This window comes from Shimazuella sp. NTD248 (assembly GCF_059510395.1).
Window position 1 is genome coordinate 13,083 of the sequence record NZ_JCAJZT010000009.1, and the last position, 24,338, is coordinate 37,420.

Annotated in this window: 36 protein-coding genes; 7 read left to right on the forward strand and 29 right to left on the reverse strand. The window is 40.6% G+C overall.

What is annotated here, in order from left to right; genetic code table 11:
• The first annotated feature begins 60 nt into the window (after positions 1-60).
• Positions 61-723 carry a spore germination lipoprotein GerD gene (gene gerD / locus AC5WOE_RS17065; protein ID WP_496051262.1) on the forward strand — a complete coding sequence of 221 codons (663 nt, stop codon included), beginning with the start codon at positions 61-63 and terminating at the stop codon, positions 721-723.
• Positions 724-740: 17 nt separating this feature from the next.
• On the opposite strand, the gene AC5WOE_RS17070 is transcribed toward gerD, so the two are convergent.
• The 6 genes from AC5WOE_RS17070 to AC5WOE_RS17095 form a co-directional block, all read right to left on the reverse strand.
• Entirely contained in the window at positions 741-1,808 is a 1,068-nt protein-coding gene (locus AC5WOE_RS17070) for a P-loop NTPase (protein WP_496051261.1), read from the reverse strand.
• Between the two features lie 57 nt (positions 1,809-1,865).
• Positions 1,866-2,609, reverse strand: coding sequence for an N-acetylmuramoyl-L-alanine amidase CwlD (cwlD, locus tag AC5WOE_RS17075; RefSeq protein ID WP_496051260.1), 744 nt, complete (start codon positions 2,607-2,609; stop codon positions 1,866-1,868).
• A gap of 59 nt (positions 2,610-2,668) precedes the next feature.
• Complete coding sequence (locus AC5WOE_RS17080; protein ID WP_496051259.1) at positions 2,669-3,124, reverse strand: hypothetical protein; 456 nt, start codon at positions 3,122-3,124, stop codon at positions 2,669-2,671.
• Positions 3,125-3,259: 135 nt separating this feature from the next.
• Entirely contained in the window at positions 3,260-3,574 is a 315-nt protein-coding gene (locus AC5WOE_RS17085) for a hypothetical protein (RefSeq protein ID WP_496051258.1), read from the reverse strand.
• A gap of 142 nt (positions 3,575-3,716) precedes the next feature.
• A complete protein-coding gene (locus tag AC5WOE_RS17090; protein ID WP_496051257.1) occupies positions 3,717-3,995 on the reverse strand; it encodes a hypothetical protein in 279 nt (92 codons plus the stop codon).
• Between the two features lie 142 nt (positions 3,996-4,137).
• Positions 4,138-4,365, reverse strand: a complete 228-nt coding sequence (locus AC5WOE_RS17095; RefSeq protein ID WP_496051256.1) for a hypothetical protein — start codon at positions 4,363-4,365, stop codon at positions 4,138-4,140.
• A 228-nt stretch (positions 4,366-4,593) separates the two neighbouring features.
• Here AC5WOE_RS17095 and AC5WOE_RS17100 point away from each other — a divergent pair, with 228 nt between their 5' ends.
• Positions 4,594-5,889 (forward strand): helix-turn-helix domain-containing protein, encoded by a 1,296-nt coding sequence (locus AC5WOE_RS17100; protein ID WP_496051255.1) that lies wholly within the window; start codon positions 4,594-4,596, stop codon positions 5,887-5,889.
• Positions 5,890-6,271: 382 nt separating this feature from the next.
• Positions 6,272-6,652, forward strand: a complete 381-nt coding sequence (locus AC5WOE_RS17105) for a nuclear transport factor 2 family protein (RefSeq protein ID WP_496051254.1) — start codon at positions 6,272-6,274, stop codon at positions 6,650-6,652.
• A 223-nt stretch (positions 6,653-6,875) separates the two neighbouring features.
• On the opposite strand, the gene AC5WOE_RS17110 is transcribed toward AC5WOE_RS17105, so the two are convergent.
• Both AC5WOE_RS17110 and AC5WOE_RS17115 read right to left on the reverse strand, forming a co-directional pair.
• Positions 6,876-8,036, reverse strand: a complete 1,161-nt coding sequence (locus AC5WOE_RS17110; RefSeq protein WP_496051253.1) for a hypothetical protein — start codon at positions 8,034-8,036, stop codon at positions 6,876-6,878.
• A 458-nt stretch (positions 8,037-8,494) separates the two neighbouring features.
• Positions 8,495-9,259, reverse strand: a complete 765-nt coding sequence (locus AC5WOE_RS17115; RefSeq protein ID WP_496051252.1) for an ArsR/SmtB family transcription factor — start codon at positions 9,257-9,259, stop codon at positions 8,495-8,497.
• A 182-nt stretch (positions 9,260-9,441) separates the two neighbouring features.
• Here AC5WOE_RS17115 and AC5WOE_RS17120 point away from each other — a divergent pair, with 182 nt between their 5' ends.
• From AC5WOE_RS17120 to AC5WOE_RS17130, 3 genes are all read left to right on the forward strand, one after another.
• Positions 9,442-9,570, forward strand: a complete 129-nt coding sequence (locus tag AC5WOE_RS17120; protein WP_496051251.1) for a hypothetical protein — start codon at positions 9,442-9,444, stop codon at positions 9,568-9,570.
• A 77-nt stretch (positions 9,571-9,647) separates the two neighbouring features.
• A complete protein-coding gene (locus AC5WOE_RS17125; RefSeq protein WP_496051250.1) occupies positions 9,648-9,992 on the forward strand; it encodes an ester cyclase in 345 nt (114 codons plus the stop codon).
• A gap of 36 nt (positions 9,993-10,028) precedes the next feature.
• A complete protein-coding gene (locus tag AC5WOE_RS17130) occupies positions 10,029-10,430 on the forward strand; it encodes an ester cyclase (protein ID WP_496051249.1) in 402 nt (133 codons plus the stop codon).
• 297 nt (positions 10,431-10,727) lie between these two features.
• Here AC5WOE_RS17130 and AC5WOE_RS17135 read toward each other — a convergent pair whose 3' ends face one another.
• The 5 genes from AC5WOE_RS17135 to AC5WOE_RS17155 form a co-directional block, all read right to left on the reverse strand.
• Positions 10,728-11,318, reverse strand: a complete 591-nt coding sequence (locus tag AC5WOE_RS17135; protein WP_496051248.1) for a DUF4309 domain-containing protein — start codon at positions 11,316-11,318, stop codon at positions 10,728-10,730.
• A 122-nt stretch (positions 11,319-11,440) separates the two neighbouring features.
• On the reverse strand, positions 11,441-11,899 hold the full coding sequence (locus AC5WOE_RS17140) for a PIN domain-containing protein (protein WP_496051247.1): 459 nt from the start codon (positions 11,897-11,899) through the stop codon (positions 11,441-11,443).
• On the reverse strand, positions 11,886-12,152 hold the full coding sequence (locus AC5WOE_RS17145; RefSeq protein ID WP_496051246.1) for an AbrB/MazE/SpoVT family DNA-binding domain-containing protein: 267 nt from the start codon (positions 12,150-12,152) through the stop codon (positions 11,886-11,888). The genes AC5WOE_RS17140 and AC5WOE_RS17145 overlap by 14 nt, the downstream gene beginning before the upstream one ends.
• 153 nt (positions 12,153-12,305) lie before the next feature.
• On the reverse strand, positions 12,306-12,653 hold the full coding sequence (locus AC5WOE_RS17150; protein WP_496051245.1) for a hypothetical protein: 348 nt from the start codon (positions 12,651-12,653) through the stop codon (positions 12,306-12,308).
• Positions 12,654-12,681: 28 nt separating this feature from the next.
• A complete protein-coding gene (locus tag AC5WOE_RS17155; RefSeq protein WP_496051244.1) occupies positions 12,682-13,056 on the reverse strand; it encodes an EthD family reductase in 375 nt (124 codons plus the stop codon).
• 329 nt (positions 13,057-13,385) lie between these two features.
• On the opposite strand from AC5WOE_RS17155, the gene AC5WOE_RS17160 reads away from it, so the two are divergent.
• Positions 13,386-13,667 carry an AbrB/MazE/SpoVT family DNA-binding domain-containing protein gene (locus AC5WOE_RS17160; protein WP_496051243.1) on the forward strand — a complete coding sequence of 94 codons (282 nt, stop codon included), beginning with the start codon at positions 13,386-13,388 and terminating at the stop codon, positions 13,665-13,667.
• Between the two features lie 119 nt (positions 13,668-13,786).
• Here AC5WOE_RS17160 and rpsI read toward each other — a convergent pair whose 3' ends face one another.
• The 16 genes from rpsI to secY all read right to left on the reverse strand — a co-directional run bounded on the left by rpsI (position 13,787) and on the right by secY (position 24,338).
• Positions 13,787-14,179: a 30S ribosomal protein S9 gene (rpsI, locus tag AC5WOE_RS17165; protein WP_240876441.1), complete on the reverse strand. Its 393-nt coding sequence runs from the start codon at positions 14,177-14,179 to the stop codon at positions 13,787-13,789.
• A 20-nt stretch (positions 14,180-14,199) separates the two neighbouring features.
• On the reverse strand, positions 14,200-14,637 hold the full coding sequence (rplM, locus tag AC5WOE_RS17170; RefSeq protein ID WP_496051242.1) for a 50S ribosomal protein L13: 438 nt from the start codon (positions 14,635-14,637) through the stop codon (positions 14,200-14,202).
• Positions 14,638-14,903: 266 nt separating this feature from the next.
• A complete protein-coding gene (gene truA / locus AC5WOE_RS17175; protein WP_496051241.1) occupies positions 14,904-15,668 on the reverse strand; it encodes a tRNA pseudouridine(38-40) synthase TruA in 765 nt (254 codons plus the stop codon).
• The gene (locus AC5WOE_RS17180) at positions 15,665-16,462 is read right to left on the reverse strand and encodes an energy-coupling factor transporter transmembrane component T family protein (protein WP_496051282.1); all 798 of its coding nucleotides are present in this window, start codon (positions 16,460-16,462) and stop codon (positions 15,665-15,667) included. The genes truA and AC5WOE_RS17180 overlap by 4 nt, the downstream gene beginning before the upstream one ends.
• Complete coding sequence (locus AC5WOE_RS17185; protein WP_496053139.1) at positions 16,452-17,312, reverse strand: energy-coupling factor transporter ATPase; 861 nt, start codon at positions 17,310-17,312, stop codon at positions 16,452-16,454. Before AC5WOE_RS17185 ends, AC5WOE_RS17180 begins: the two co-directional genes overlap by 11 nt.
• Complete coding sequence (locus AC5WOE_RS17190) at positions 17,297-18,136, reverse strand: energy-coupling factor transporter ATPase (RefSeq protein WP_496051239.1); 840 nt, start codon at positions 18,134-18,136, stop codon at positions 17,297-17,299. Before AC5WOE_RS17190 ends, AC5WOE_RS17185 begins: the two co-directional genes overlap by 16 nt.
• Positions 18,137-18,343: 207 nt before the next feature.
• Entirely contained in the window at positions 18,344-18,736 is a 393-nt protein-coding gene (gene rplQ / locus AC5WOE_RS17195) for a 50S ribosomal protein L17 (protein WP_496051238.1), read from the reverse strand.
• A 27-nt stretch (positions 18,737-18,763) separates the two neighbouring features.
• Entirely contained in the window at positions 18,764-19,717 is a 954-nt protein-coding gene (locus AC5WOE_RS17200; RefSeq protein WP_496051237.1) for a DNA-directed RNA polymerase subunit alpha, read from the reverse strand.
• 126 nt (positions 19,718-19,843) lie between these two features.
• Positions 19,844-20,242, reverse strand: coding sequence for a 30S ribosomal protein S11 (gene rpsK / locus AC5WOE_RS17205; protein ID WP_496051236.1), 399 nt, complete (start codon positions 20,240-20,242; stop codon positions 19,844-19,846).
• A gap of 19 nt (positions 20,243-20,261) precedes the next feature.
• Positions 20,262-20,630 (reverse strand): 30S ribosomal protein S13, encoded by a 369-nt coding sequence (gene rpsM / locus AC5WOE_RS17210; RefSeq protein ID WP_496051235.1) that lies wholly within the window; start codon positions 20,628-20,630, stop codon positions 20,262-20,264.
• A gap of 15 nt (positions 20,631-20,645) precedes the next feature.
• The gene (gene rpmJ / locus AC5WOE_RS17215) at positions 20,646-20,759 is read right to left on the reverse strand and encodes a 50S ribosomal protein L36 (protein WP_240876428.1); all 114 of its coding nucleotides are present in this window, start codon (positions 20,757-20,759) and stop codon (positions 20,646-20,648) included.
• Positions 20,760-20,843: 84 nt separating this feature from the next.
• Positions 20,844-21,062 (reverse strand): translation initiation factor IF-1, encoded by a 219-nt coding sequence (gene infA, locus AC5WOE_RS17220; protein ID WP_028777722.1) that lies wholly within the window; start codon positions 21,060-21,062, stop codon positions 20,844-20,846.
• Positions 21,063-21,225: 163 nt separating this feature from the next.
• Positions 21,226-21,552 (reverse strand): KOW domain-containing RNA-binding protein, encoded by a 327-nt coding sequence (locus AC5WOE_RS17225; RefSeq protein WP_496051234.1) that lies wholly within the window; start codon positions 21,550-21,552, stop codon positions 21,226-21,228.
• On the reverse strand, positions 21,549-22,310 hold the full coding sequence (gene map / locus AC5WOE_RS17230) for a type I methionyl aminopeptidase (protein ID WP_496051233.1): 762 nt from the start codon (positions 22,308-22,310) through the stop codon (positions 21,549-21,551). Before map ends, AC5WOE_RS17225 begins: the two co-directional genes overlap by 4 nt.
• Positions 22,307-22,960 (reverse strand): adenylate kinase, encoded by a 654-nt coding sequence (locus AC5WOE_RS17235; RefSeq protein ID WP_496051232.1) that lies wholly within the window; start codon positions 22,958-22,960, stop codon positions 22,307-22,309. The genes map and AC5WOE_RS17235 overlap by 4 nt, the downstream gene beginning before the upstream one ends.
• A 76-nt stretch (positions 22,961-23,036) precedes the next feature.
• Positions 23,037-24,338: a preprotein translocase subunit SecY gene (secY, locus tag AC5WOE_RS17240; RefSeq protein ID WP_496051231.1), complete on the reverse strand. Its 1,302-nt coding sequence runs from the start codon at positions 24,336-24,338 to the stop codon at positions 23,037-23,039.

The following is a 24,338-nucleotide window of genomic DNA, read 5'->3' on the forward strand; positions in this document are numbered from 1 at the left end:
CATAAGCAAAGCTTTTTCATCTCATATTAAGCAGTAAACAGTGTTGTCGGAGGAATTATCATGTATCGAAAATATATAGCTTGGCTCTTGTTGTTCGTGATTGGACTTACAGCTTGCAGCCAGAAATCACAGCAATCCCAACAAGAAATTCAATATCCGCAAATGAAACAAATGATGCTCGATATTCTCCATTCCAAAGAAGGAGAAAAAGTTTTTCAAGATGTATTGAGTACACCCGAAATTAAGCAACAGATGTTGATGGATGATCAGAAGATAGAATCGATGATGCAAAAATCATTTGCTGATCCGAAAATGCAAAAAAAATTAGAAACGATGATGGCAAAACCAGAGGTAGCAGAAAGCTTTTCTAAGGCGACAGAAAAACAACAGCAACAGATGTTGAAAGCTTTGATGAAAGACCCTGAATACCAAAAATCGATGATGGATATCATAAAAGACCCCGAATTTGAAAAACAGCTGCTCCAATTGACCAAGAGCAGCGAATACCGGAAAGAAGTAATGAAAGTTATCGCCGAATCGCTTCAAATCCCCACAATCAAAGATAAACTGATGAAACTCTCACAAGAACAACAAAAAGAGGGTGGCCAGAAAAAAGAAGGCGATAAAAAAGAAGATGGCGGTGAAGAAGGTGAAGGTGAAAGCGAAGGAGATCAAGGACAAAGTGCTTTTGCTCCAACAAACAAAAAGAAGAACCGAGATTGATCGGTTCCGCTTTTTGTTTACACTTTGGCAATAACTTTTTCGGCTAGTCGGCGATATATTTCTCCAGTGGGATGCTCAGCATCATAAATCGATGGAGAGAACAATGGATCGTTAGGATCAAGCGTATCTGGAGCACGGAGTGGAATTTGTGCCAGCAGTTCGACATGAAGCTCTTCTGCCAGCTTTTGCCCGCCACCGCGTCCAAACACATAATCTTGCTCTCCATCTCGCGTCTCATACCAAGACATATTTTCCACTACCCCGAGCAATTCGTGCTTAGTTGTATGTAGTGCCATTGCACCTGCTCGCGCAGCAACAAATGCAGCCGTTGCATGTGGAGTGGTCACAATGATTTCTTTGCTCTGAGGGATGATTTGATGAACATCTAACGCAACATCTCCTGTTCCCGGAGGCAGATCGAGCAGCAAATAATCGAGCTCTCCCCAATGAACTTCATGGAAAAAGTTGCGCAGCATTTTACCGAGAATCGGCCCACGCCAAACTACTGGTGCATTGTCATCAACAAAAAAGCCCATCGACATCACTTTCACTCCAAAACGCTCTACAGGTAAGATGGTCTCATCAATGACAACTGGCCTTTGTTCAATGCCCATCATATCAGGAACACTAAATCCATAAATATCTGCATCGATGATCCCGACTTTTTTGCCAAGTCGAGCCAAAGATACTGCGAGATTTACGGTGACCGTTGATTTTCCTACTCCACCTTTTCCGCTTGCAACTGCAATAAACTTGGTTTTAGAAGTTGGGGACAGCAGGTCTGAAGCACCTGTTTGCTGCTGAGGAGTACGTAGCTTTTGCGAAAGAGCTGCTCGTTCCTCATCTGTCATCGAACCAAATGTCACATGAACTTTTTCAGCTCCCAAAGCTTTAATCGCATCTTCTACATCTTCCCCGATCTTCACCTTCAAGGGACATCCTTGGATGGTTAAGATTACATCGAGGGAAACGGTAGTACCCTCAATTTGGATATTGCGAATCATATTTAACTCGACGAGGCTTCGATCAATTTCCGGGTCTTTTACCCCTTTTAAAGCCTCTAATACTTGCTCTGCCGTTATCATGGAAGTGGACACCTCGTTTTAACTCCACCCAAAAAATAAAATGGGCCCTCGTGTATATTATTCGTTTTTCATTATATCCGAGTGGTAGGCTAAAATGCCATAGTAGATCGAAGCAGCTATTTTTCGTTGATACTTTTCGTCACCCAACAATCTAGCTTCTTCGGCATCGCTGAGAAAACCGACTTCTACCAAAGCTGTTGGAACAGGGGAATATTTTAATAAAAATACATCGTTTTTCGCTTTTGCAATCCGGTCTGTATTTTCTAGATTATGAACGAGCTCATTTTGTATAAATGTAGCTAACTTCTTATTTGCTTCACGAGTAGGATTGTAAAATGTCTGTGCTCCATGTGACTTCCCAGGAAAGGCATTCCCATGAATACTTACAAACACATCAGCATTTTCTTGTTTTACTAAATTCAAGCGCTGGGAAAGGTCTCTTGCTTTCCATCTACTCTTTCCATTTCCTTCTCCTGCTAAATCTGTATCTGTTTCTCGTGTCATGATGACATATGCACCACTCTGCTGAAGAAAGTCACGTAAATAAGAGGAAATTTTTAGGGTAATCTCTTTTTCTGCTAATCCTTCCGCACTAGTTGCACCGCCATCGATCCCACCGTGACCCGCATCGATCACGATTACTTTACTTGATAAAGGCATCGTCCATGTATACCAAGATTGCTGCAAATCGAGATGAATCCACATAGGAATGGTAAGAAATCCAAACAGAAACGAGATCGCCAGCCACAAAAATTTTTGCTCTCGCAACGATTCATGAAGCTTCTCCCACAATATCTTCACCGCCCAGATTCACTATTATTTCCTATGTGTATGCATATAAAGACAGGCTTATCACACTATCAATGTCGACATCGTTTGCACTCTTCTTCTACACCTTGGCAAAACCAATGTATGACAAGCCCTTCTCCTAATAGATATATGTCCATCAGTGCCCGTTCATCCAGCCAATGCTCAACAGCAAACTGAGCCATACAAGACTTGACCAACTCATATCCTTCTTTTGTAAAGTATTTTGCATAAATACGTTCCCAAGATTCGTCAGCAAATTCGCGCAGACGAATAGCACGAACTGTTTTTGCAGACCGCATCCCCCAAACATAGGCATCATATACCAATCGGTAGATTGCCTCCAGCACAATATTTTGCTTTACACGTGACCAATAACGGACGATTGGAAACACCTGTGTTTTTTTTATATTATCCATCTCATCCCATGGAAAGTAGTTTAACGCTCGATCGCGAAGTTGTTCTTCATATGTAGCACGCAATGTCTCAAACTGAATAAGTCTCCCCATGTAACGGCTCCTTGTCTCATGTTACTTCCATTGTCGACAAGGGAGAGGGAAAAATATACACACAAAGCACAGCACCCCCCTCGTCGACTTGGACAGGGGGGTGCTTTGGCTGGTGTATCATTTAACACTACGATTTCACCAACCAAACACAGCAACTTGTATTTCGTACGGCTTCTCGTCCATCATCTTCATGAAGTCCTCGTAAGCCTGCTCTCTATCCGAGAACTTTCCGGCTTTTAGCTCATCCATCTCTTTTTGAGGGGCAAGACCATCACCGATGCGATCGCACAAGCGAGTACTTTCCCCACATACTTCCTCGTATCGTCCACGGATCTTGATGAACTTTTCCCGGAGTTCCTCAGGAGTTTCTTCTTCAGTCTCCTCAGCCACATCCTTGTGGTTCACTTCACCACTGGGATTCGCTACAAGTACAAGCTTACGTACACTCATACGGGTAGCCTTTCTCTTGTGTTAAGCTTTCGTAAAAATTATAGCATAGCTATGTGTCCTTTTGGATTTTATTTTAAATATTTCGATTAATATTCTGTCGTTTCCGCCCCCCTCCACCGGTCTGGCAGAGTGGGGCGGATTACTACGACGCCAGCTGCCAGAAACGCTTGATGTGCGCCTCTGGAACAGAGTTGATGATCTTTCTGAGATCAACGTAGTAATTTGAGCTCATGTCCCACATGGCTGTTTGTGCCTGAGTCAGCTCCTCGCCATCAAGCTGATTGATCACTCTCTGCTGTTCACAGAGAGCCTGTGTCATCTGCCTGTAGAGCTTACGATACTTTCTCGCAAGCTGATCGATTTGTCTGTTCTGCTTGAAACGATGGAACAGATCAAACATCCTACGCTTCAAATTTTGCATGTCTCTCTCATGTTCAGTAAATCCGTCATGATGACACAATAATTATAATTTGAATAATATTCTATCTCAAGTAAAAATATCGTAACTGCGGCCTGTGATGGTCACGCTGCTGCCAACCTTCTTCACTTTCGCATCTAACAGCTCAATCACCATATTTTTTTCGATCAGGTGTGACCAGATGCACTTTATGGACAGTCCGCAAAGATGGCTTTAATAGACTCGTTTTCACTTCACAAGTGAGTGAAAAATAATCATGATCATAACCTCTTTCTTCTTCTTTCTGCTCTACTTGAAACATAGGCTGTTCTCTCAAATAGTGAACAAAAGCTTGTACTTCTGCTACTTCTCCTGTGATTTGTAATTGAATCATCGAAACTCCTCCTAAAAAATATGATTTTCAAGCACATCTTCGCATAGTATAATGAATTTTACCAATTATGAAATTAATTCCAACAAAGAATAATAGCCTATGAAATCCGTTAAAATTCCGGGTAAAAGCCCGAATTTTAATGCAACTTCTTTGTAAACAGCATACGCTGCATTAAAATTAAGCGTTTGTCATACAAACTATCCAAAAAAATTTTTTTGAGGTGTTGATATGAAAACTCATCTCTATGTCACTGCGGAACTAGCTTCCGAGATACGAGAAGCGAGAAAGAAAAAGGGTTATCGCCAAGAAGACCTTGCGCTGGACGGATTTTTATCCACTGGTACGATCAGCAGAATGGAAAGAGGAAGTGTTTCCGTCAGTAGAGAAAAAGTCATCTTCTTATGCGAACAACTAGGAGTGGAAATTCAAAAATACCAAACGGAAGCCGACGAAGCGGATGAAGTAGATATCGCGTTAAAACTACTCTCGATCGAAAACCACCTTAACATGGTCTCCCCTGATGAAGCATGGGAAGAACTTAGGAAAATAAAGCCTGAAAGCGAATACCATCGCATTTGGGCACTGTATTTAAAAGCGAGATATTGGGAGAGGAAAGGGAAAAAAGACAAAGCAAAAGTAGTCTATCAGCAAGTGGTGGAAAACTATGACCCAGAACTAAGGATGTATAATCTTGCCCCTGCGAGCTGTCATGCATTAGGACGGATTCATTTTTATGAAGATTGTATAGACAAAGCCATGGAATACACAGTCAAAGGACTTGACATTTTTTATAAAGATGGAGAGAAAGAACATATCTATCATTACTTACTGATTAGTAAAGTTATCTATTTGGAAGAGTTAAATCGAAACGAAGAGGCATTGTTGGAAATCGAGGATTTATGGGCAAATAGAAATAATATCGATAGTCGACAAGTAATTCTTAGTATGTATGAAATAAAAACAAGGCTTTTAACCAAACTATCCAGATTTGAACAAGCTGTAACACTTGCTACTGAAGGCCTTATAATGGCTAGGGTTAATCGTATGTATGACCACGCCAGTTATCTGTGGGTGGCCTTAGGGGAGTGTTACCAGCAACAAAATGAAATTCAAAATGCAGAAATCTGCTTTCAATCTGCTATAAAAATGGGTTCACACATGCAAAATAAGTTTTTCATTTCTAAAATCTTTATCCAGATGGGAAAATTGTATCAGCAAGTGAACGCTTCTCAAAAAGCATATGAAATGTTTACTACTGCTATCTACAAATCAAAGGAAACTTCAAATAAGATAGTATTAGCTGAATCATTAGAATGTGTTGGAGACTACTACATTCAATATGAAAAAGTAGAAAAAGCTAGTAAAGTTTATGAAGAATCTCTCGATAACTATAAAAAACTTGGAAAGCGGGGGAATATTAGAAATTTGCTTTTGAAAATTGCTAGTTGTTATCGGGACACCAATCGAACAAAATATTATGAACTATTGGATGAATATCATCAGATCTACAGTGAAAATAGGTGATAGAGTTATGGATTTTACAGGTCCACCAGATGATCAATAGACTAAATTGACCATTGTTTTTGAGACATTAATGGTAGGAGGTAAAACATGAGCTTTCCTGGTCCACCAGATGATGACTAGACTAGAAAGACCATTGCTTTGAGACATAATGATAGGAGGGTAAAAAAATGAGCTTTCCTGGACCACCAGATGAACTATAAAAGGAGGTCATAATGATGAGAGATTCTTATATTAAACCACCTGAAGATTAATAAATTAACTTCCCTTCATAAGTACAGAATTGACTAACTATTAAATTTTATATATAGTAGGATAAATTGCTATTCTTTTACAGTAATACCTTTATCAATCGTGTATATCTACTTATGATGGGAGAATGTGAATGAACACCAAAGAAAAAAGTCTCGTACAGCAATATGTGGACGCTTACAATGCTTTTGATATTGAGGAAATGGTAGCGCTTTTACACCCAGATGTACAATTCCGCAATATTTCCGGCGGTGAGATAGAGGTAGAGACAAAAGGCATCGATGAGTTTCGTGAGTTTGCAGAAGAAGCGAAGGATGTCTTTTCCGAGCGCTGTCAAACGATCAAACAGTTTACGGTTCTCCCAGACAAAGTAGAAATAGAGATTGATTATGAAGCGACACTTGCGATGGATTTGATCGGATTAGTTGCTGGAGGAAAGCTGCAACACCAAGGGAAATCTATCTTTCAGATTAAAGATGATAAATTAATTGTGATCGAAGATCACAGTGAATAGCTACACAAAACAAAAAACACACTCCACAGGTTGGATTACTTAATCTGGCTGGTAGGAGTGCTTTTTCTAGTATCCTAATAGAATAAAGAAGATACAGGGGAAAAATAGCCTTATAATATTTGCCGATGACCCAAGCCCTGCTGGACTTGTGGGTCATCGAGCAATTCCCTGATAGTTAGCCTTTCTATTCGTTAGTTTAGTTTGTCTCACCAGCCCCAACCGACTAAATCTGCGGGTCCTTAGGTGGCAATTTGTGAAGCTTCCACGTGACTACCGCGAACATCACGGAAACTCCTGCCGGAATGAGGAGCCATCCCATAGCGGCTCGGTGAGATACATGGATAGACTCCGCGAGCCAAATGTAAGCACCCCCAATAAGACCCGACAAGTTCCAAGTCACCATAGGGAGAGTGCCACCCAACACTTTGTCCGACGCGTTGGCGTAGCTCGCGTGCCTGACGATGGAGTTGCTACACACGCCCAGCGCCCAAAGGGTTCCACCAGTGCCGATCGCAACCCATGAACCTCCGCTGAGCAGGATCAAACCAAGACCGATCAACATGCAGATTCGGCAGACCAAGATGATCCAGCTGCTCCTCGACCGATGCTTATTGGCATAACTGCTCAAAAGGACCTGAGCCAGCCCTGACAGAAGCGAGATCACCAGAAGCAGGATATCCACATGTCCTTCATCGACAACTTCAGCAAGCGGTAGCAGCTTGCCAAAACAGTAGAACACGAGCAGCATGCAGAAGTTTCCGACATTGATGCGCATCGCTGGATCATGCAACATACCCTTTAGTGACTGCTCCTCGGGTTCATCAGCATCTGGGATGCAGAAGAACATCAAGACCACGATGCCCAACTGAAGCCCAGAATCTAGGATCACCCAGATGAACATAGGTGCCTGAAAGCCCAGATACGTGCAGACAGCTGTAGCTAGTGTTGCAATAAGACCAATCTGTGAGGTTCCCTTGATGTGGTCTTCACCGAGCTGCTTACGAAGCATCAGAGAGACGATCGTTAAGCATGCGCTCGAAATACCTGGAGAAATGCCAAATGCCAAGTAGTAGCAGAGCACGTTGCCGTACTGCATCGCGATGACTAGCAGGACACTAGTTACCACACCGATCACTAGCATTACCTGCACTGTGTTTTTGGCTCCCCAGCGTTTGATCCAACGCCGCACGAACAGGTTGAACACTACCTGAGAAGCCATAACGTCCATGAGGATCAAGCCCAAATGGAAGATCAGGCCCTGTTTTTCCAGCAAAAGCCCCAGTCCTGGGAAAACAAGCTGTCCCTTCGATCCGAGCAGGATATCCGCGATGCTGAGATTCAGCAGGGAGAGGCTTTTCAGCCACGGGATCTTTTGTCGTAGCACAATTGCTCCAAGAGAGATAGGTCTTTGCAAATCTTCGGTTATATCGATTTCGGCTTAATGAGATTTACTACGTTTTTCTCTTTTCTTCTAGGCCAATAAAACAGGGATTGCCTGTGCTCTCTCATTTTATAATCTTCGAAAAATAAAATAAACCATTTTGTTTTGGGGGCTATTTAGTTGACTATGTATTTACCTCTGAAGATTTTATGTTAAACGGCGCCACCCCATCAGAGAAACAGATGAGGTGGGGAACAGACCAGCAGTATTCCTATATGATTGGAGACTACGGACTGCTCAGATTGTTTTCAGAACCTCGATTGGCTGCCCTTTGATATGTCGGATTCCCAAGAAATCCTTCGTACCAGCTTTCTTTGGCTCAACAGCACCAAGCTCCTTCCAACTAAGCAACAAGTAGTTTTGAAGAAATATTTGATAGCCAAGTAGAAGATTACAGTATATTACTCACTAGCCAGCGGCTTCCCTGTTTCCAATAACGTCTTCAAACCGGAAATAACTATCGGTAAACCATTTTCCAAGATTTTCGCTGTGTTTTCCGCTTGTGCAAATTCATCATGAATCACCGTTACAAGTGTAGTACCGGGGATTGCTTCATGTTCTTGTAATTCCCATGTGATCCTTGATGGAGTGTCCTTTTCTGTGCCTGGGAAAGAATGAAAACGGAAGCTCAGCACAAGTATATGTGGAGGCTTGATGTCTAAGATGATGCCTTCCGCCTTCTTCTCTTCTTGATTCCATAGCTCAAAGGAGGACTCCTCTTCCCAAGTCGAGCGCACTGCACAGTTGAACCAAAACTTCGATGTTTTCTCTGGATCTGTGATCGCATCCCAGACTTGATCTGGCTTTGCTTTTATCGCTATGCGGTGAATATGACTAGGTTTGCTTTCCATGCTTTTATCACGCTCCAATTCTTCTTGCAGAGATGCTAATCCACCCACCCACGGTTCGGTATATTTGCTCACCCATCTATTATAAATCTGGTGAATAGGCACAGCATTTAAATAATGTAACTTTTCTCGACCGACTTTTTTAGTTGTAATCAGCCCCGCTTCTTCTAATATGTTTAGATGTTTCATCACACCAAACCGGGACATCTCAAGCGGCTCACATAATTCATGTAAGGACTGCCCATCTGAGGAGTAGAGCAAATCCAAAAGCTTGCGCCGACTTGGATCAGCCAGTGCCTTAAAGGCATCTTTCTCCATCAAAAATCCTCCCAAAAAAATATTTTAAAAAATGATAAGCAACCCTTGACATGTGACCACATGGTAACATATGATAAAAATATCAAAGGTGATCTTTTAGTCACATGTTAGCACAAACAAATTGGTCTGTCAGCAAGTCAAAACGGAATAACACATAATTTAAAAGAAAGGTGATCAAATCCATGAGAATAACCTTAGTAGCAGGAAGTAACCGTAAAAATGCGAACAGTACCATCCTTTTGAAGCATAGCGAATCTATTTTAGCAAGCGAAGAAATTTCCGTTTCCTTTAAAGCTGTAATTTCAAGTTAAATACTCAAAAACACATTTTTTTAGGAAATACGTTACCTTTTGGTTACATTTATATAAATTTAAAGGAGATGTTTGTGATGAACACAATAGAACAAAAAAATTTGGAAGTAGTAACCGCATTTATTCAAGAGAAAGCAAATGAAATCACACTAAATGAGACAGATCAGTTTTTCTCCCCACAAATAACAGAAGCATTTACGAATCGACAATATGAGGTAGATGAAATTTTTGTCCAGAGAGAAAAAGCCATAGCAAGAATCATCATCACTGCTGAACATGTTAGGGCTTTCGCTGGGAACGCTCCTACAAAAAAATCAGTAAAAATTACCCAGTATCGTGAGTTCCAAGTAGTAAAAGGGAAGATTGTCAAGCATAAAGGTTGGTTTGATACAGGTACCCTTTTACCCCAGTTACAAGGTTAATGATAAAAAATAAAAAATTCAAAGGAGATGTTTTAGATGAATACAGTAGAACAGCAAAATGTGAAAGTTGTTAGCGAGTTTGTTGAGCAATTTTGGAACAAAAATGATTTTGATTGCCTCGATCAATTTCTATCGGAAAACTATCGAGAACTTGCATACCAATCCAAAGAAGGGCTGAAAAAGTTTGCTGCAACCATATTGAAATCCTTTCCTGATAAAGGCTATACCGTGGAAGAGATGATGACGAAAGACAATAAAGTACTCGTAAGAATGAAGGTAAAAGGCACGCATAAAGGGATATTCTTTGGAACTGCACCAACTGGCAATACGATTGATGTTACTCTCTATCGCCAATACCGGGTGGTCGATGGGAAAATTACGGAACATCGAGGTTGGATTGATATGGTTACGATGTGGAGTCAAATTCGAGGGAATTAAGTTGTTGACAATCTATATATTCTGAATTATAATGGAATTATTCTAAAAACGTGACCGCTCTCTACCCGAAAGGACACGATGAAGCGACAACGTTGAGCCCGGCATAACCGGGCACCCTAGAAACTTTGATTTGGTACCGCTGACCGCGACCGACCTCTTTGAGACGTGTCGGCCGCGGCCAGCGGGGACCATCCGGTGCAGCTCATATGCTGTACCCCGAGTATATAATGAAACACCATAAATCCCCCTTCTTTAGAAGGGGGATTATTTATTTACTTCCTATCATTTTCAGGGTTCTCACTTAAACAAAGAAGGCCATTTCATCCTATATTGCTGTTTCTCTTCTTGTGTCATATCTTTGTATTGATTCATCACGACAACTTGGTTTATCGTATCTGGATTTTTCCCGGTCTTATCATAGTAATAAGAGATGACAAGCAATTTTTTTCCACACTCATAAGTGGTATAAACTCCATCATCGCCCCTTGTTTCTTTGGAAGGTTCACCTAGCGTTTTTTTCACTTCTTTATAAGTGATGGGTTCATACCGTTTGTCATAGGAGACGATGTGGGTAACCAGACCATTGGATAAGAAAAACGCTATGTTTCGTTTGCTGTACGTAAATGCGTCTTCACTGGAGCTTTCTGGATCAGGCTGTCCCCATTTATTTTGGATATCTTGCCCTTTTACGCCTATCGCAAAGTCTTCACTGTTGATTGCTTTTCCCTGTGTAGCTAGCTGTTCCGTCTGCAAGATAGTACTTCTATGATCTTGTTCTGGGTCTACTTGTTTTGTAAGTGGAGCAGCATAGGTTAATGGTGCTAAACCCGTAATCGTCACTCCTACCGCGAAAGCAGCAGTAACTAAGACTTTCGTAAATTTTCGCATCATTACATCCCTTGTTGTTAGATTATTTTGTTTATTCCTTTATAATTTTATCATACAAACTGGATCATTGTCTATTTAATTGTAAATATAAGTGATTAATTAGAAAAATATGATAATATAATTCACTCTACTGGATTTACATCATGAATGAACAAAAAATCATGAACGGTCATCACCGTAAACACAGCTTTTACTTCTTTCGTATGGAAGTGTTTTTTATCATGGGACACAATCACATCTGATTTACCAATCCACGCACCGACAAAGATGATGACATCATCTGGGTCTTTAATCGGCGGCAATTGTTTTACAATCTGTTTGTATGCAGGATCATTAGGAGCAGGAGTGGGGATCAATTCATATTGAAGGTAACGAAGCATTCGACTCATTAAAGGTACCGCTTTTGGGAATCTTCTTGACAGTACTTCATCAATCTCATCTATAACAGCTGTAGACAGTAATAAAGTGTGATTTTTTTGTACTACTTCTAAAAAATAGCGCATTCTTTGGCTTTTAAATGCAAGCAAAGAGATAAAAATATTGGTATCAACGTAGACACGGAGTTTTTTATTCTTCTCCATAGCGTCTGTTCCTCCGAACGCTAGACAACTCATCCAATAGATCGCTCTCTTTTATTCCTATTTGCTTTGCTTCATGATTTATCTCATCTAAAACGGCAAATAAAGCCTCTATTCGTGCCCCCTTTTTGATAATAATTTCTCCATGTTCATTTTCCAGAAAATCGAGCACATCCCCCGGTTCAAGTTGGAGCTTATCGCAAATGGTTTCAGGTAAGGTGATCTGATTCTTGGCACTTAATCTCGCTTTGTCCATCTTTATCCCTCTTTTTATGTTTGATCACTTTAGATGTATGATCAAATCTTTATCCATAGTTCTAATCACACAAAAAACACCTTTTCGAATTGAAAAGGTGTTTCTATGGTAAAAGGAATAAGAAGGACAAAAATACATGCAAGTGACTAAGAGTTATCCTCTTAGTTGTTCCAAATCTGAGCGGTAAAAAATTTTTGTAACTCCATATGCGGTAGTCACTTCGGCTCCCATGGATTTTAAATATTGGACAATAGCTATACCAGCTTCCGTTTCAAAGGATTTCTTTAGATCTTCTTGTTTTATAAAAAGACCAATTTGATAGTAAATAGGACGATCTAGAAATTGTTTTTGGAGTTCATCAGGGGTATCTGAAAAGGGAGTTAGTTCAATTTTTTCTATGTATGGCATTTGATAGAGCCCTGGAAGAATCTCTTCCTGAATCTGCTTTTGAAACAATGATTTGTCAGCAGGTATATGAAACAATGCTTCCAATTTTATCATTTATAATCATCCTTTCCTACCTATTCTATTAGGAAGACGAGTTGATCACAAAGTCATTGTAGCGGGAAACTATCTCTGATTTACTAATTACTTCTGTATGTCCCCAAGCACATGTATATATGGGTTCACTATATGACGATAACTTTTCTTGAAGTTCCCGTCCAATTTCACTTTCATATAGGAAAAATTGAAATGACTTTTTGGTTTGAAAATACATTTCAATCTGCAAATCAAAAGGGGTTGGCGTGTCTCGTGTATATCCAAGAGGAATCCTGATTTTGGTTAGCTCCATTCTCTCTAACCCATCCACATTCACAATGGCTGGAATAAAATCATCATAATAAAAATGCTCAAATTCCTCTATGTTTTCAGTTTCTTTGAAGATAATCATTAGCTTGTACATGGCGACACCTCTTATTTACATTATTTTATCTTTAAAGATTAGATTACACTACATTTATATTCAAAAACATCTTTATACTAAGAATTTTTGTTAAAGGATAAAAGATGCTAATTTTCCGCACTTAATCTAGTAACTGTTTTTTTATATTGAATCTCTTAGCATCACAAAATGTTAGTGGTACCCTTAGATATAATATCTACAATTGGTAGATAAAGACTGTTTTTCGTTTACAGAAAGAAAATACCATGTATAATTGTAATAACAATGAAAATCAAGAGCGATCAGATGCATACATAAATAAATAATAAAGGAAAGGAAAATGAGACAAAGTGTCAACGGTAGAAGTAGAGAGAAAAGTGACAAAAATCGGCAACAGTCTAGGAATAACTTTACCAGCAGAAGTCTTAAAACATCTGAAAATAAAGCAAGGGGATAAAATTGTTTTTAACTTAGAGCAAGGGAAAGTTTCTTTCCAAAAAAATCATGGGGTAAATATGGAAGAATTTGAGGATATCGAATTTGAGGATATCAATCAAGAGTTTATAGAAGACATGAAAGAACTCTTTTATAACTATGAGGATACTCTCCGCAATTTAACGAAATTGCGCTAGAAATCTACTACTAAAGTAATGAAATGACTGATGAAATAACTAGAAGCCCATCTCACCAGTAACAAAAAACATGTTAAAAAGACTTCCAGTCATAAGATTGGAAGTCTTTGTTTCGATCATTAACGTTTGGAGAACTGAGGTGCACGACGTGCAGCTTTCAATCCATATTTTTTACGCTCTTTCATTCTTGGATCACGGGTCAGGAATCCAGCTTTTTTCAATGCTGGACGAAGCTCGTTATCCACTTCTAGAAGTGCACGAGAAATACCATGACGAATTGCTCCAGCTTGACCAGTATATCCACCGCCGTCAACATTAACCAATACATCGTAACGACCAGCTGTATCTGTTAATACCAATGGTTGACGAACGATTGCTTTTAGTGTTTCTAGATTGAAGTAATCATCAATGCTACGTCCGTTGATGACGATACGACCATCACCAGCTACAAGACGTACACGTGCTACGGATTCTTTACGGCGTCCGGTACCGCGATATTGTACTTGTGCCATTTACTTTTTCACTCCTTTTATTAGCCGCGTAGCTCATACGGGATCGGCTGTTGAGCCTGATGAGGATGTTCACTACCAGCGTATACTTTTAATTTTTTCAATTGGCTGCGACCAAGAGGTCCTTTAGGAAGCATTCCTTTAACAGCTAGTTCAATCATGCGTTCTGGACGGCTAGCACGCAGGTCCCCAGCGGTGATTGATTTCAATCCACCTGGGAATCCAGAGTGACGATAGTAACGTTTTTGTTCTAGCTTTTTACCAGTTAGGTTGATTTGAGAAGAGTTAATAACGATAACAAAATCTCCAGTATCAATATGAGGGGTGTAAGTTGGTTTGTGTTTTCCACGAAGCAAGGTAGCTACTTCAGTTGCTAAGCGACCGAGTGTTTTACCTGCTGCATCTACCACATACCACTTTTGATCCACGTCTTGTGGCTTAGCCATATAAGTGGTGCGCATTGTATTCACTCCTTGAATAAAGTAGGTTTCTATCCCTTGAAGCAAAGGGGTAGAAAATACATATCTATTTGGGAAATTCCTTTTTGCCGAACATGATTTTCCACGGGGCTAGCGGAAAATACCAAATATGATCATACCCCAATAAAGGGCCTAATGTCAATGGAATCACTAAAGTTAGTCATTTTTAGGATGTTAGAAAAAAATGCCTCCACTTGCTGCATTATTAGTGTTCATACACTCATTTAATAAAACAAAGATCTCCTTTATTATACGTAAAGAAAATCCTTTGTCTTAGGTTGATAACCCACTTCCAAAAGGTGCAGCCCCTCTGGTGGAAACGTAGAGCCTGCCGCTTGGCGATCACATGCGTTTATTATAGAGGGAATATCATGTGCATTAATCTTCCCTTTTCCCGCGTCATGAAGGGTACCAACGATAATTCTCACCATATTATAAAGAAAACCGCTTCCCGTTACTTCTACATAACGAAACCCATTTTCCTCCCAAACCATTAAATCATATATCGTACGTACTTTATCCTCTATTTCTGTTTTTGCTGAGCAAAAAGAAGTAAAATCATGCTCCCCAACTAGATGTTCAGCAGCTCGTTTCATCGTTTTCAGATCGATTTCAACAGGATAGTGATAAGCAAAACGCCTCATATGAAGCCTAGGAACTGCTTGTGTTTCAACTTGATAGCGATAGGTCTTCCAATGAGCACTTTTCCGGGCATGAAAGTCCAGCTCTACTTCTTCACTACTATTGATGATCAAATCCGCTGGCAGTGTGTGCCGAAGAATATATGGAAAACGCTTTGCAGGTATGGGTTTACTCGTGACAAAGTGACATACTTGCCCCAAAGCATGTACGCCTGCATCTGTTCTGCCTGAACCTTCAATAATGATGTTCTCTTTCAGTATCCTGCTGAGGGTCTCCTCTAAAACGCCTTGAATCGTGCGACGTCCCGGTTGACGTTGGAAACCGGAGAAATCAGTACCGTCATAAGCGATAATCATCTTTATTTTTCTCATGAGCGAAGCCATCCTATTAAGATTACTAACAGGAGAAAGATCACAATTAAACTATAATCTTTTCCTTTGTACTTCAACAATCGATATTTGGTTCGACCAACTCCTCCACGGTAAGCCCTCGCTTCCATTGCCATCGCGAGCTCTTCAGCTCTGCGAAAAGAGGAGAGAAACAATGGGATAAAAATAGGTATATAGGCTGTTACACGCTTAAAAATATTACCACTTTCCAAGTTCGCTCCCCGTGCAAGCTGCGCGTTCTTGATTTTTTCTGTTTCTTCCCACAGTGTAGGAATAAATCGTAGTGCAATAGACATCATTAATGCTAATTCATGAACAGGAATACGTATTTTTTTCAGTGGTTCTAGTAATTGCTCCAAAGCATCGGTTAAATCGAGTGAAGATGTAGTAAATGTTAATACAGACGCCATGACTACAAGGATAAGAAAACGAGAAGAGATAAAAGCAGCTTGTCGTACTCCCTCTTCATATACGGTAAATAGAGGTGTTGAAAGAAGTACTGCTCCTCCTTTCGTCATGATCAAATGTAAGATAGAGGTAAAAATAATAATAAATAAGACTGGTTTGGTAGATCCCAAGAAGAGACGTACTCGTATCTGTGATAAAAGGATACAGATGATGACAAATAAATAGAGTAAAAGATAAGAAGGTATATTATTTGCAAGAAAAATGAGAAAGAAAAACAGAAAAACAAAGAGGAGTTTTGCTCTTGGATCAAGTCGATGCAGGAAAGAGTCCCCTGGGATGTATTGCCCGATAACAATCCTACTCATTATTTCCTTCCTTCCTTCGAAGCTCTAAATGAGCAACAAGCTGGTCAAGTTCAAATAAAGAAGTAGGAATGGGCGGATGAATACGCTCATTCAGACGGTCAATTAGTTTGGTTAAGCTTGGAGGTTCCATACCAAGTCTATCCAGCCTTGATCGATCTGAAAACAACTCAACTGGTGAACCTTTAAAAACAGATTGTCCTTTCTCTAAGACAAGAACGCGATCTGCTAATCTCGCTACTTCATCCATTTGATGTGTAACCAAAATAATCGTTACTTGTTTTTGCCGATGTAAATGATGAATAAGATTCAATAGTTGCTCACTGCCTATTCTGTCTAAACCGGCTGTAGGTTCATCCAATATGAGGATAGATGGCTCCATAGCCAGAACACCTGCAAGTGCTGCTCTTCTCATCTGTCCACCACTTAAACTGAAGGGGGATTTCTCGAGTAACGATTCATCTAAGCCAACCAATTTAATAGCATGATAAACCCGATTTTTTATTTCTTCAGCAGGGATACCTTGATTTGTAGGTCCATAGGAAATATCTCTGTAAACAGTCTCTGCAAATAATTGGTGCTCTGGATATTGAAAAACAACGCCAATCTTAGAGCGATAAAGAATTTTTTTGGTGTTTGCAGTAACTTTATCCTCACCAACTGTAATACTCCCTTTAGAGGGACGCAATAAACCTGATAATAGCCCAATTAAAGTGGATTTCCCTGAACCTGTCTTCCCAATAATCGCCTGTATAATCCCATGCGGGATAGAGAAGGAGAGATTTGTCAGAGCCTCTTCTTCAAATGGTGTTCCCTTCTGATACACATACGATATGTCATTTACATGGATGTCCATAACTCACTCACCAATTGTTCTTCACTCTCAATCTTCTCTGAAAGTTTCCAACCTTTATTTCTTAATGCTTGGTGCAACAAAATACCAATTGGTACATCTAAGCCCCATTGGTCTAGTAGAGTCGCATTTGCATATAATTCTTTTCTGCTTTGATCCATCATTATTCGGCCTCGATGGATCACAATAAGCCGCTGTGCAAGAAATGCCTCAGTAGCCTGATGCGTGATATGAATAATAGTAATACCTGATTTATGCAATTCATCCATCAATCGAAGGATATGTTTTCTCCCATCTGGGTCCAACATCGATGTAGATTCATCGAATATGATAACATCTGGATGCATAGCCAAAATACCTGCAATAGCGAGACGTTGTTTTTGCCCGCCTGATAGATGATGCGGTTCTTTTTTTTCCAAACCTGATAGACCAACTTGCTGTAAAACAAGAGGAATGCGCAATTTCATTTCTTCTCGGTTTACTCCCAAGTTTTCAAGGCCAAAGGCAATATCATCAATAACCGAAGGTGCAACAATTTGGTTATCTGGATTTTGAAAAATCATGCCTACTCTACGTTTTAATTCCCAGCGGTCTTGATCCGTTGTAATCAGCTGCTCATTAATACGAAACTCTCCCTCGGTTGGAATAAATAACCCATTCAAGAGACAAGCTAAAGATGATTTCCCTGATCCATTGGAACCAATGATACTGATATATTCACCTTGTTTAAAGGTTAAACTCACATCTTGAACTGCCCAATGTTCACGGGATTCTGTTTGAGGATAATAATGAAACCATACATCTTTTAAGGTAATTTCCGTTCCCATAAAAACGCTCCTAATCAAGAAAAACAACCCACAAAAGCTTATCCGTTCATACTAGCAGATAAAGTTATGGCTTTTTATCCGATAAAGAAATCTTGTCGATGGATAAGCTTGTAGGCTTAATAGAGGCTTATTGCCGAATAGTTATAACTTTTTCTAACAAAAAAGGGTGGACCGGTCCGATCCTGCCCTCCCCTTTGTCAATTCTTTTTACTTTACAAGTTCAATAAAAACCATTGGTGCACCATCACCACGACGTGGTCCTAGTTTCAAGATACGAGTATACCCACCATTGCGCTCTTGGTAACGTGGTGCGATATCTTCAAACAATTTTTTAACTGCATCAACGTTTTTATGATGAGTTGCTTCTTCCCCTTCGTTCTCTGTGTAGGAACGATTGGTACGAACAAACTCTGCTGCTTGACGACGAGCGTGGAGATCGCCGCGTTTTCCAAGTGTAATCAGCTTGTCTGCGACAGAACGAAGTTCCTTAGCTTTTGCTTCAGTTGTTTCGATTCTTTCGTTTAGAATCAAGTCTGTCACGAGGTCACGAAGAAGTGCTTTTCTCGCACTACTATTACGTCCTAACTTGGAGTATGCCATATTTTTTCCCTCCCCCGCTACTTAGGATTAATCTTCTTCACGTAATCCAAGTCCGAGTTCCACTAGCTTTTCTTGCACTTCTTCTAGCGATTTACGTCCTAAGTTACGCACTTTCATCATATCTTCTTCGGATTTTTGAGTTAGCTCTTGTACGGTGTTGATGCCAGCACGTTTTAAGCAGTTATAAGAACGGACAGATAGATCAAGTTCTTCGATGGTCATTTCCATCACTTTCTCTTTCTTATCCTCTTCTTTTTCAACCATAATCTCTGCACCTTGTGCTTCTTCTGTCAAACCAACAAATAGCATAAGATGCTCGTTTAAGATCTTAGCACCAAGGCTGACTGCTTCATCTGGATGCAAACTACCATCAGACCAAACTTCCAACGTCAGTTTGTCATAGTTGGTAACTTGTCCAACACGTGTATTCTCAACTTGAAAGTTCACTCTGTCGATCGGTGTATAAATAGAATCAATAGGGATAACTCCGATTGGCATGTCTTCTGACTTATTGCGCTCAGCAGGAATATATCCACGACCACGATTCGCAGTCATACGAATATGTAAGTGTGCATCCCCTGCAAGCGTTGCAATGTGAAGACCTGGATTTAAGATTTCTACATCGCTATCCGCACGGATATCTCCAGCAAGAACAGCTCTTCCCCCAGAACCGCCCTCAATATCGATTTCTAAAACCTTTTCCTCATCGGAATGAATCTTCAGAGATAACTTTTTTAGATTTAATATAATCTCCGTTGTATCCTCTACCACACCCGCAATGGTGGAAAACTCGTGCAATACCCCATCGATATGCACAGATGTGACAGCAGCGCCGGGTAAAGAGGAGAGCAAGATACGGCGCAGCGAATTACCCAATGTTGTTCCGTATCCACGTTCTAGGGGTTCCACCACGAATCTTCCGTATCGATGATCGTCGCTCATTTTAACCGCATCGATCCTAGGTTTTTCAATTTCTATCATACGGCCCCTCCTTTTAGAACGTCGCGTTCCGGGCATTATTCGGTATTTAATAAATAAAATAGATCAGAACTTGTCTCATCCATTATACACAAATTACCGGTAAAATAAACCAACAGGCACGACTGACTATACACGACGACGCTTTGGCGGACGACAACCATTGTGTGGGATAGGAGTTACGTCTTTAATCAAACTCACTTCTAATCCCGCAGCTTGTAGTGATCGAATCGCTGCTTCACGTCCAGCTCCTGGCCCTTTAACCATTACTTCTACGCTTTTCATGCCACTTTCCATTGCTGTTTTTGCAGCTTGTTCGGCAGCCATTTGAGCAGCAAATGGTGTGCTTTTACGGCTTCCTTTGAAGCCCATGGTACCAGCGCTAGCCCAAGCGATGGAATTACCACGTGGATCAGCAATCGTGATGATCGTATTGTTAAAAGTGGAGCGAATGTGTACCACGCCAGATTCAACGTGTTTTTTTACACGACGTTTCACACGTTGGTTGGTTGTTTTACGTTTTACCACAAGTATCCCTCCTTACTTATTATTTTTTCTTATTCGCTACTGTACGACGTGGACCTTTACGTGTACGAGCATTGGTTTTGGTACTTTGACCACGAACAGGTAATCCTCTTCTATGGCGAATACCACGGTAAGATGCAATTTCCATCAAACGTTTGATGTTAAGTGCAACATCACGACGGAGGTCTCCTTCTACCACTACGCTTTTATCAATGTAAGTACGTAGTTTGGATACTTCCTCTTCTGTTAGATCACGTACACGAGTATCTGGATTAATACCTGTCGCAGCTAAAATTTCATTAGCTTTTGGACGACCAATACCATAGATGTAGGTGAGAGCGATCTCTACCCGCTTTTCACGAGGTAAGTCAATACTTGCTATCCGTGCCATCTATCTCTACACCTCCTAACCTTGCTTTTGTTTATGCCTTGGATTTTCACAAATTACCATGACTTTTCCATTGCGTCTGATTACCTTACATTTTTCGCAAATGGGTTTAACTGATGGTTGAACTTTCACTTCTCCAAACCTCCTATTTTAGAGGAATCAAAGCAGAAGCATTTTTAAAATAAAACTTCTAGTCTTTGGGCCTCTAACTTTAGACTATTTATACCGATAGGTAATACGCCCACGGGATAAGTCGTATGGAGAAAGTTGAACTGTCACTTTGTCTCCTGGCAAAATCCGAATGAAGTGCATGCGAATCTTACCAGATACATGAGCGAGCACTTCATGACCGTTCTCTAACTCCACTTTAAACATGGCGTTAGGTAGGGGTTCTTTTACAATACCCTCAACCTCAATCACATCTTCTTTGGCCAATAGAGTTACTCTGCCACGAAAACATAGCAAATAGCTGAGCCTTACCTCATTGCCTCGAATGAGAAAGTCTTTTTGACTTAAATGACTTTCAGATCACAACTAAGTTAACCTAATCGCGCACCTTAGTCAAGCTACAGCCATTTTTAACCTATTTTTTAATAGGTTATTCTCTATGTTTTGTTGCAGATTTCCCCCCCTTCAAATTCAGCTTTTTGTACTGATTTAGGGCAAACACCAATTTCGCATCATCTACAAATCCATTGGACTGTATCGCATCACTTACTTCATCTGCAATATATCTCGTCGGTTGTACATGACGTCTATTCTTACGCTTTGGCTTAGCAAATTTGCGTTCTCTCCCATTTGCTAACCAAACATAAGAATCATCTAAACGAACAACGACCGCATAATTGCCAGCTTCCCGTCCAGATAAGACCATTATTATCTGCCCTAAATGAATTCGACTTGCTGCCTCATGTAAGGCCTTCATTCGAAGTCACCTTCTGCTAGGGTAAGAATCTCATAGCCTTCATCTGTGATCAGGGTAGTATGCTCAAAATGAGCGCACCAAGAACCGTCATCGGTCACTACCGTCCATCCATCATCAAGGGTATGAACATATCGACTTCCCATATTCACCATCGGTTCAATCGCCAGTGTCATCCCACTCTTTATTCTTTGTCCACGTCCAGCAATACCATAGTTTGGAATAGTAGGTTGTTCGTGCAACTCTCTTCCAATTCCATGTCCAGCATACTCTTGAACGATAGAAAAACCAGCATCTTCCGCTACTGCTTGAATGCGGCTGCCCATATCGCCAAGGCGTATACCCGCTTTTAGTACTTTTAAACCGTCGAATAATGAGGCTTCCGTCACTGCTAGAAGACGTGCTACCTCAGGTGAAATTGTTCCAACTGGATATGTCCAAGCAGAATCGCCATGGAACCCTTCATAATACGCACCGATATCAATTGAAATAATATCTCCATCTTTTAGCTTTCTTGGACCCGGGATCCCATGCACCAGTTCTTCATTTACGGAAGTGCACACACTTCCTGAGAAGCCATTATACCCTTTAAAGGATGGTGTTGCTCCAAAACTACGAATAAACTGTTCTGCATGCTGATCTAATTCCATGGTCGTAACGCCGGGATGAATATATTTTTTCAACTCTTGATGCGTAAGGGCGACTAACCTACCTGCCTGGCGCATCTTTTCGATTTCATTCGCTGATTTTATGGTAATCATCTAGTCCTACTCCGAATTTTAGAGAAGATAGTCTCCGTTACTTGCTCTATCGGTTGTTCACCATCAACTCGTACTAACTTTTCTTTTTCCGTATAGTAACGAATCAAAAGTTCTGTTTGTTCCTGATTGATCTGTAGACGTTTTGCTACAGTTTCTTCTTGATCATCTTCTCGCTGGTAAAGAGAACCACCACAGCGATCGCAAACTCCATCTACTTTAGGTGGAGCAAACTGAAGGTGGAATGTAGTCCCACAATTGCTACAAATACGACGGCCAGTTAAACGATTAAGCAACTCTTGTTGTGATACTTCGATATAGATAACATAATCGATCTCTTTACCTAGATCAGAAAGTAACTCGTCGAGTGCTTCCGCCTGTGGAACTGTACGTGGAAATCCATCTAATAGAAAACCACTCTCACAATCATTTTTGCCTAACCGATCCCGGACGATACCAATCGTCACACGGTCAGGGACCAAAGCCCCTTGATCCATGTAAGATTTAGCTTCTACTCCAAGAGGTGTTTCTTCTTTTACAGCGGCACGAAACATGTCCCCAGTGGAGATATGAGGAATATGCAGTTTCTCAACAATAAGTGCTGCTTGTGTTCCTTTTCCTGCACCGGGTAATCCCATCAGTATGATATTCACATCTCATCCCTCCGGAAGGACGGCCACACGTATCAAGTTCGACCTATGGTCGCATGTGTATGTCAATTTCTTTGTCTTAGCTATTCATGAATCCTTTGTAATGGCGCTTGATTAGTTGGCTCTCAATCGTCTTCATCGTCTCAAGTGCTACCCCTACAACGATCAAAAGGGATGTACCACCAATCTGTACAGACTGTGGAAGACCTGAGAGAGAAATGATAAAGACTGGAAGAATAGCAACTGCTGCAAGGAAGAATGCCCCTGGAAGCGTAAGGCGATTCAATACTTTTGTGAGATAAGATTCTGTCGCTTTACCAGGACGGATACCAGGAACAAAACCACCATTTTTCTTCATCTGATCAGAAAGTTGCATTGGGTTAATCTGTACAAAAGTATAGAAGTACGTAAACCCAACAATGAGAAGCAGATAAAGAATCATACCGAGTGGAGCTTGTGTATAGTCAAAGTTGACACGAATCCAGTCCGCTACAGCATTACCCGCCCAGAAACTCGCAATAGTAGGTGGGAAAAGCAAGAGCGATAGTGCAAAGATCACAGGGATAACACCAGCTGCATTGATTTTAAATGGCAGGTGTGTCGACTGACCCCCATACATCTTACGACCAACAACTCTTTTGGTATATTGGACTGGGATTTTACGTACTCCCTGTTGGATGTAAATAACGCCCACGATGACAATCACAATTACAACAAGTAATCCGACAGTTTTTAATACACCAATGGCAATAGGTGCATTCTTGGTAAACAAGCTACTGTATACCTGACTGATATGATTAGGGATGCTAGCCATGATACCAGCGAAAATAAGAATAGAGATCCCGTTCCCAATCCCTTTTTCTGTAATTTGCTCCCCTAACCACATCAAGAAAGTTGTACCCGCAGTAAGTGTAAGAGAGATAAGTGCATAAGTCCAAACATTAGGGTTTTGTATAAATCCACTTCCTAGCAGACGATCAAATCCCAAGGACAAAGTAATGGATTGGATTAACGCCAAACCGATCGTAAAATAACGTGTAGCTTGTGTAATTTTACGTCTACCAGTCTCTCCTTCTTTTGCCCACCGAGCAAATGCAGGAATTACATCCATCGTGAGTAGCTGAACAATAATCGAAGCAGTAATGTAAGGCATAATTCCCATCGCAAAGATAGAGAAATTACGAAAAGCTCCACCAGAAAAAGCATTGATCAGACCGAATACTCCTTGACTTTTATCAGCAAGTTGCTGAAGCACAGCAGGATTAGTATTTGGAACTGGTATAAAACTACCAATCCGAAAAACTACCAGCATAATAAGAGTAAACAGTATTCGACGGCGAAGATCTTCTACCTTAAAAATGTTACCAAGGGTCGCAAACAT

Coding starts and splice junctions, on each gene's coding strand:
- AC5WOE_RS17145 (WP_496051246.1), bottom strand. CDS start 12,152: ATGGACAAAGCGAGATTAAGTGCCAAGAATCAGATCACCTTACCTGAA.
- AC5WOE_RS17085 (WP_496051258.1), bottom strand. CDS start 3,574: ATGAGTGTACGTAAGCTTGTACTTGTAGCGAATCCCAGTGGTGAAGTG.
- AC5WOE_RS17200 (WP_496051237.1), bottom strand. CDS start 19,717: ATGATAGAAATTGAAAAACCTAGGATCGATGCGGTTAAAATGAGCGAC.
- AC5WOE_RS17155 (WP_496051244.1), bottom strand. CDS start 13,056: ATGTACAAGCTAATGATTATCTTCAAAGAAACTGAAAACATAGAGGAA.
- AC5WOE_RS17090 (WP_496051257.1), bottom strand. CDS start 3,995: ATGCAAAATTTGAAGCGTAGGATGTTTGATCTGTTCCATCGTTTCAAG.
- map (WP_496051233.1), bottom strand. CDS start 22,310: ATGATTACCATAAAATCAGCGAATGAAATCGAAAAGATGCGCCAGGCA.
- AC5WOE_RS17105 (WP_496051254.1), top strand. CDS start 6,272: ATGAACACCAAAGAAAAAAGTCTCGTACAGCAATATGTGGACGCTTAC.
- AC5WOE_RS17095 (WP_496051256.1), bottom strand. CDS start 4,365: ATGATTCAATTACAAATCACAGGAGAAGTAGCAGAAGTACAAGCTTTT.
- AC5WOE_RS17135 (WP_496051248.1), bottom strand. CDS start 11,318: ATGCGAAAATTTACGAAAGTCTTAGTTACTGCTGCTTTCGCGGTAGGA.
- rplQ (WP_496051238.1), bottom strand. CDS start 18,736: ATGGCATACTCCAAGTTAGGACGTAATAGTAGTGCGAGAAAAGCACTT.
- rplM (WP_496051242.1), bottom strand. CDS start 14,637: ATGCGCACCACTTATATGGCTAAGCCACAAGACGTGGATCAAAAGTGG.
- rpsI (WP_240876441.1), bottom strand. CDS start 14,179: ATGGCACAAGTACAATATCGCGGTACCGGACGCCGTAAAGAATCCGTA.
- AC5WOE_RS17120 (WP_496051251.1), top strand. CDS start 9,442: ATGAGAATAACCTTAGTAGCAGGAAGTAACCGTAAAAATGCGAACAGT.
- gerD (WP_496051262.1), top strand. CDS start 61: ATGTATCGAAAATATATAGCTTGGCTCTTGTTGTTCGTGATTGGACTT.
- AC5WOE_RS17130 (WP_496051249.1), top strand. CDS start 10,029: ATGAATACAGTAGAACAGCAAAATGTGAAAGTTGTTAGCGAGTTTGTT.
- secY (WP_496051231.1), bottom strand. CDS start 24,338: ATGTTTGCGACCCTTGGTAACATTTTTAAGGTAGAAGATCTTCGCCGT.
- rpsM (WP_496051235.1), bottom strand. CDS start 20,630: ATGGCACGGATAGCAAGTATTGACTTACCTCGTGAAAAGCGGGTAGAG.
- AC5WOE_RS17185 (WP_496053139.1), bottom strand. CDS start 17,312: ATGGACATCCATGTAAATGACATATCGTATGTGTATCAGAAGGGAACA.
- AC5WOE_RS17080 (WP_496051259.1), bottom strand. CDS start 3,124: ATGGGGAGACTTATTCAGTTTGAGACATTGCGTGCTACATATGAAGAA.
- AC5WOE_RS17125 (WP_496051250.1), top strand. CDS start 9,648: ATGAACACAATAGAACAAAAAAATTTGGAAGTAGTAACCGCATTTATT.
- AC5WOE_RS17225 (WP_496051234.1), bottom strand. CDS start 21,552: ATGAAGGCCTTACATGAGGCAGCAAGTCGAATTCATTTAGGGCAGATA.
- AC5WOE_RS17190 (WP_496051239.1), bottom strand. CDS start 18,136: ATGGGAACGGAAATTACCTTAAAAGATGTATGGTTTCATTATTATCCT.
- AC5WOE_RS17100 (WP_496051255.1), top strand. CDS start 4,594: ATGAAAACTCATCTCTATGTCACTGCGGAACTAGCTTCCGAGATACGA.
- truA (WP_496051241.1), bottom strand. CDS start 15,668: ATGAGAAAAATAAAGATGATTATCGCTTATGACGGTACTGATTTCTCC.
- AC5WOE_RS17070 (WP_496051261.1), bottom strand. CDS start 1,808: ATGATAACGGCAGAGCAAGTATTAGAGGCTTTAAAAGGGGTAAAAGAC.
- AC5WOE_RS17115 (WP_496051252.1), bottom strand. CDS start 9,259: ATGGAGAAAGATGCCTTTAAGGCACTGGCTGATCCAAGTCGGCGCAAG.
- AC5WOE_RS17140 (WP_496051247.1), bottom strand. CDS start 11,899: ATGGAGAAGAATAAAAAACTCCGTGTCTACGTTGATACCAATATTTTT.
- AC5WOE_RS17150 (WP_496051245.1), bottom strand. CDS start 12,653: ATGATAAAATTGGAAGCATTGTTTCATATACCTGCTGACAAATCATTG.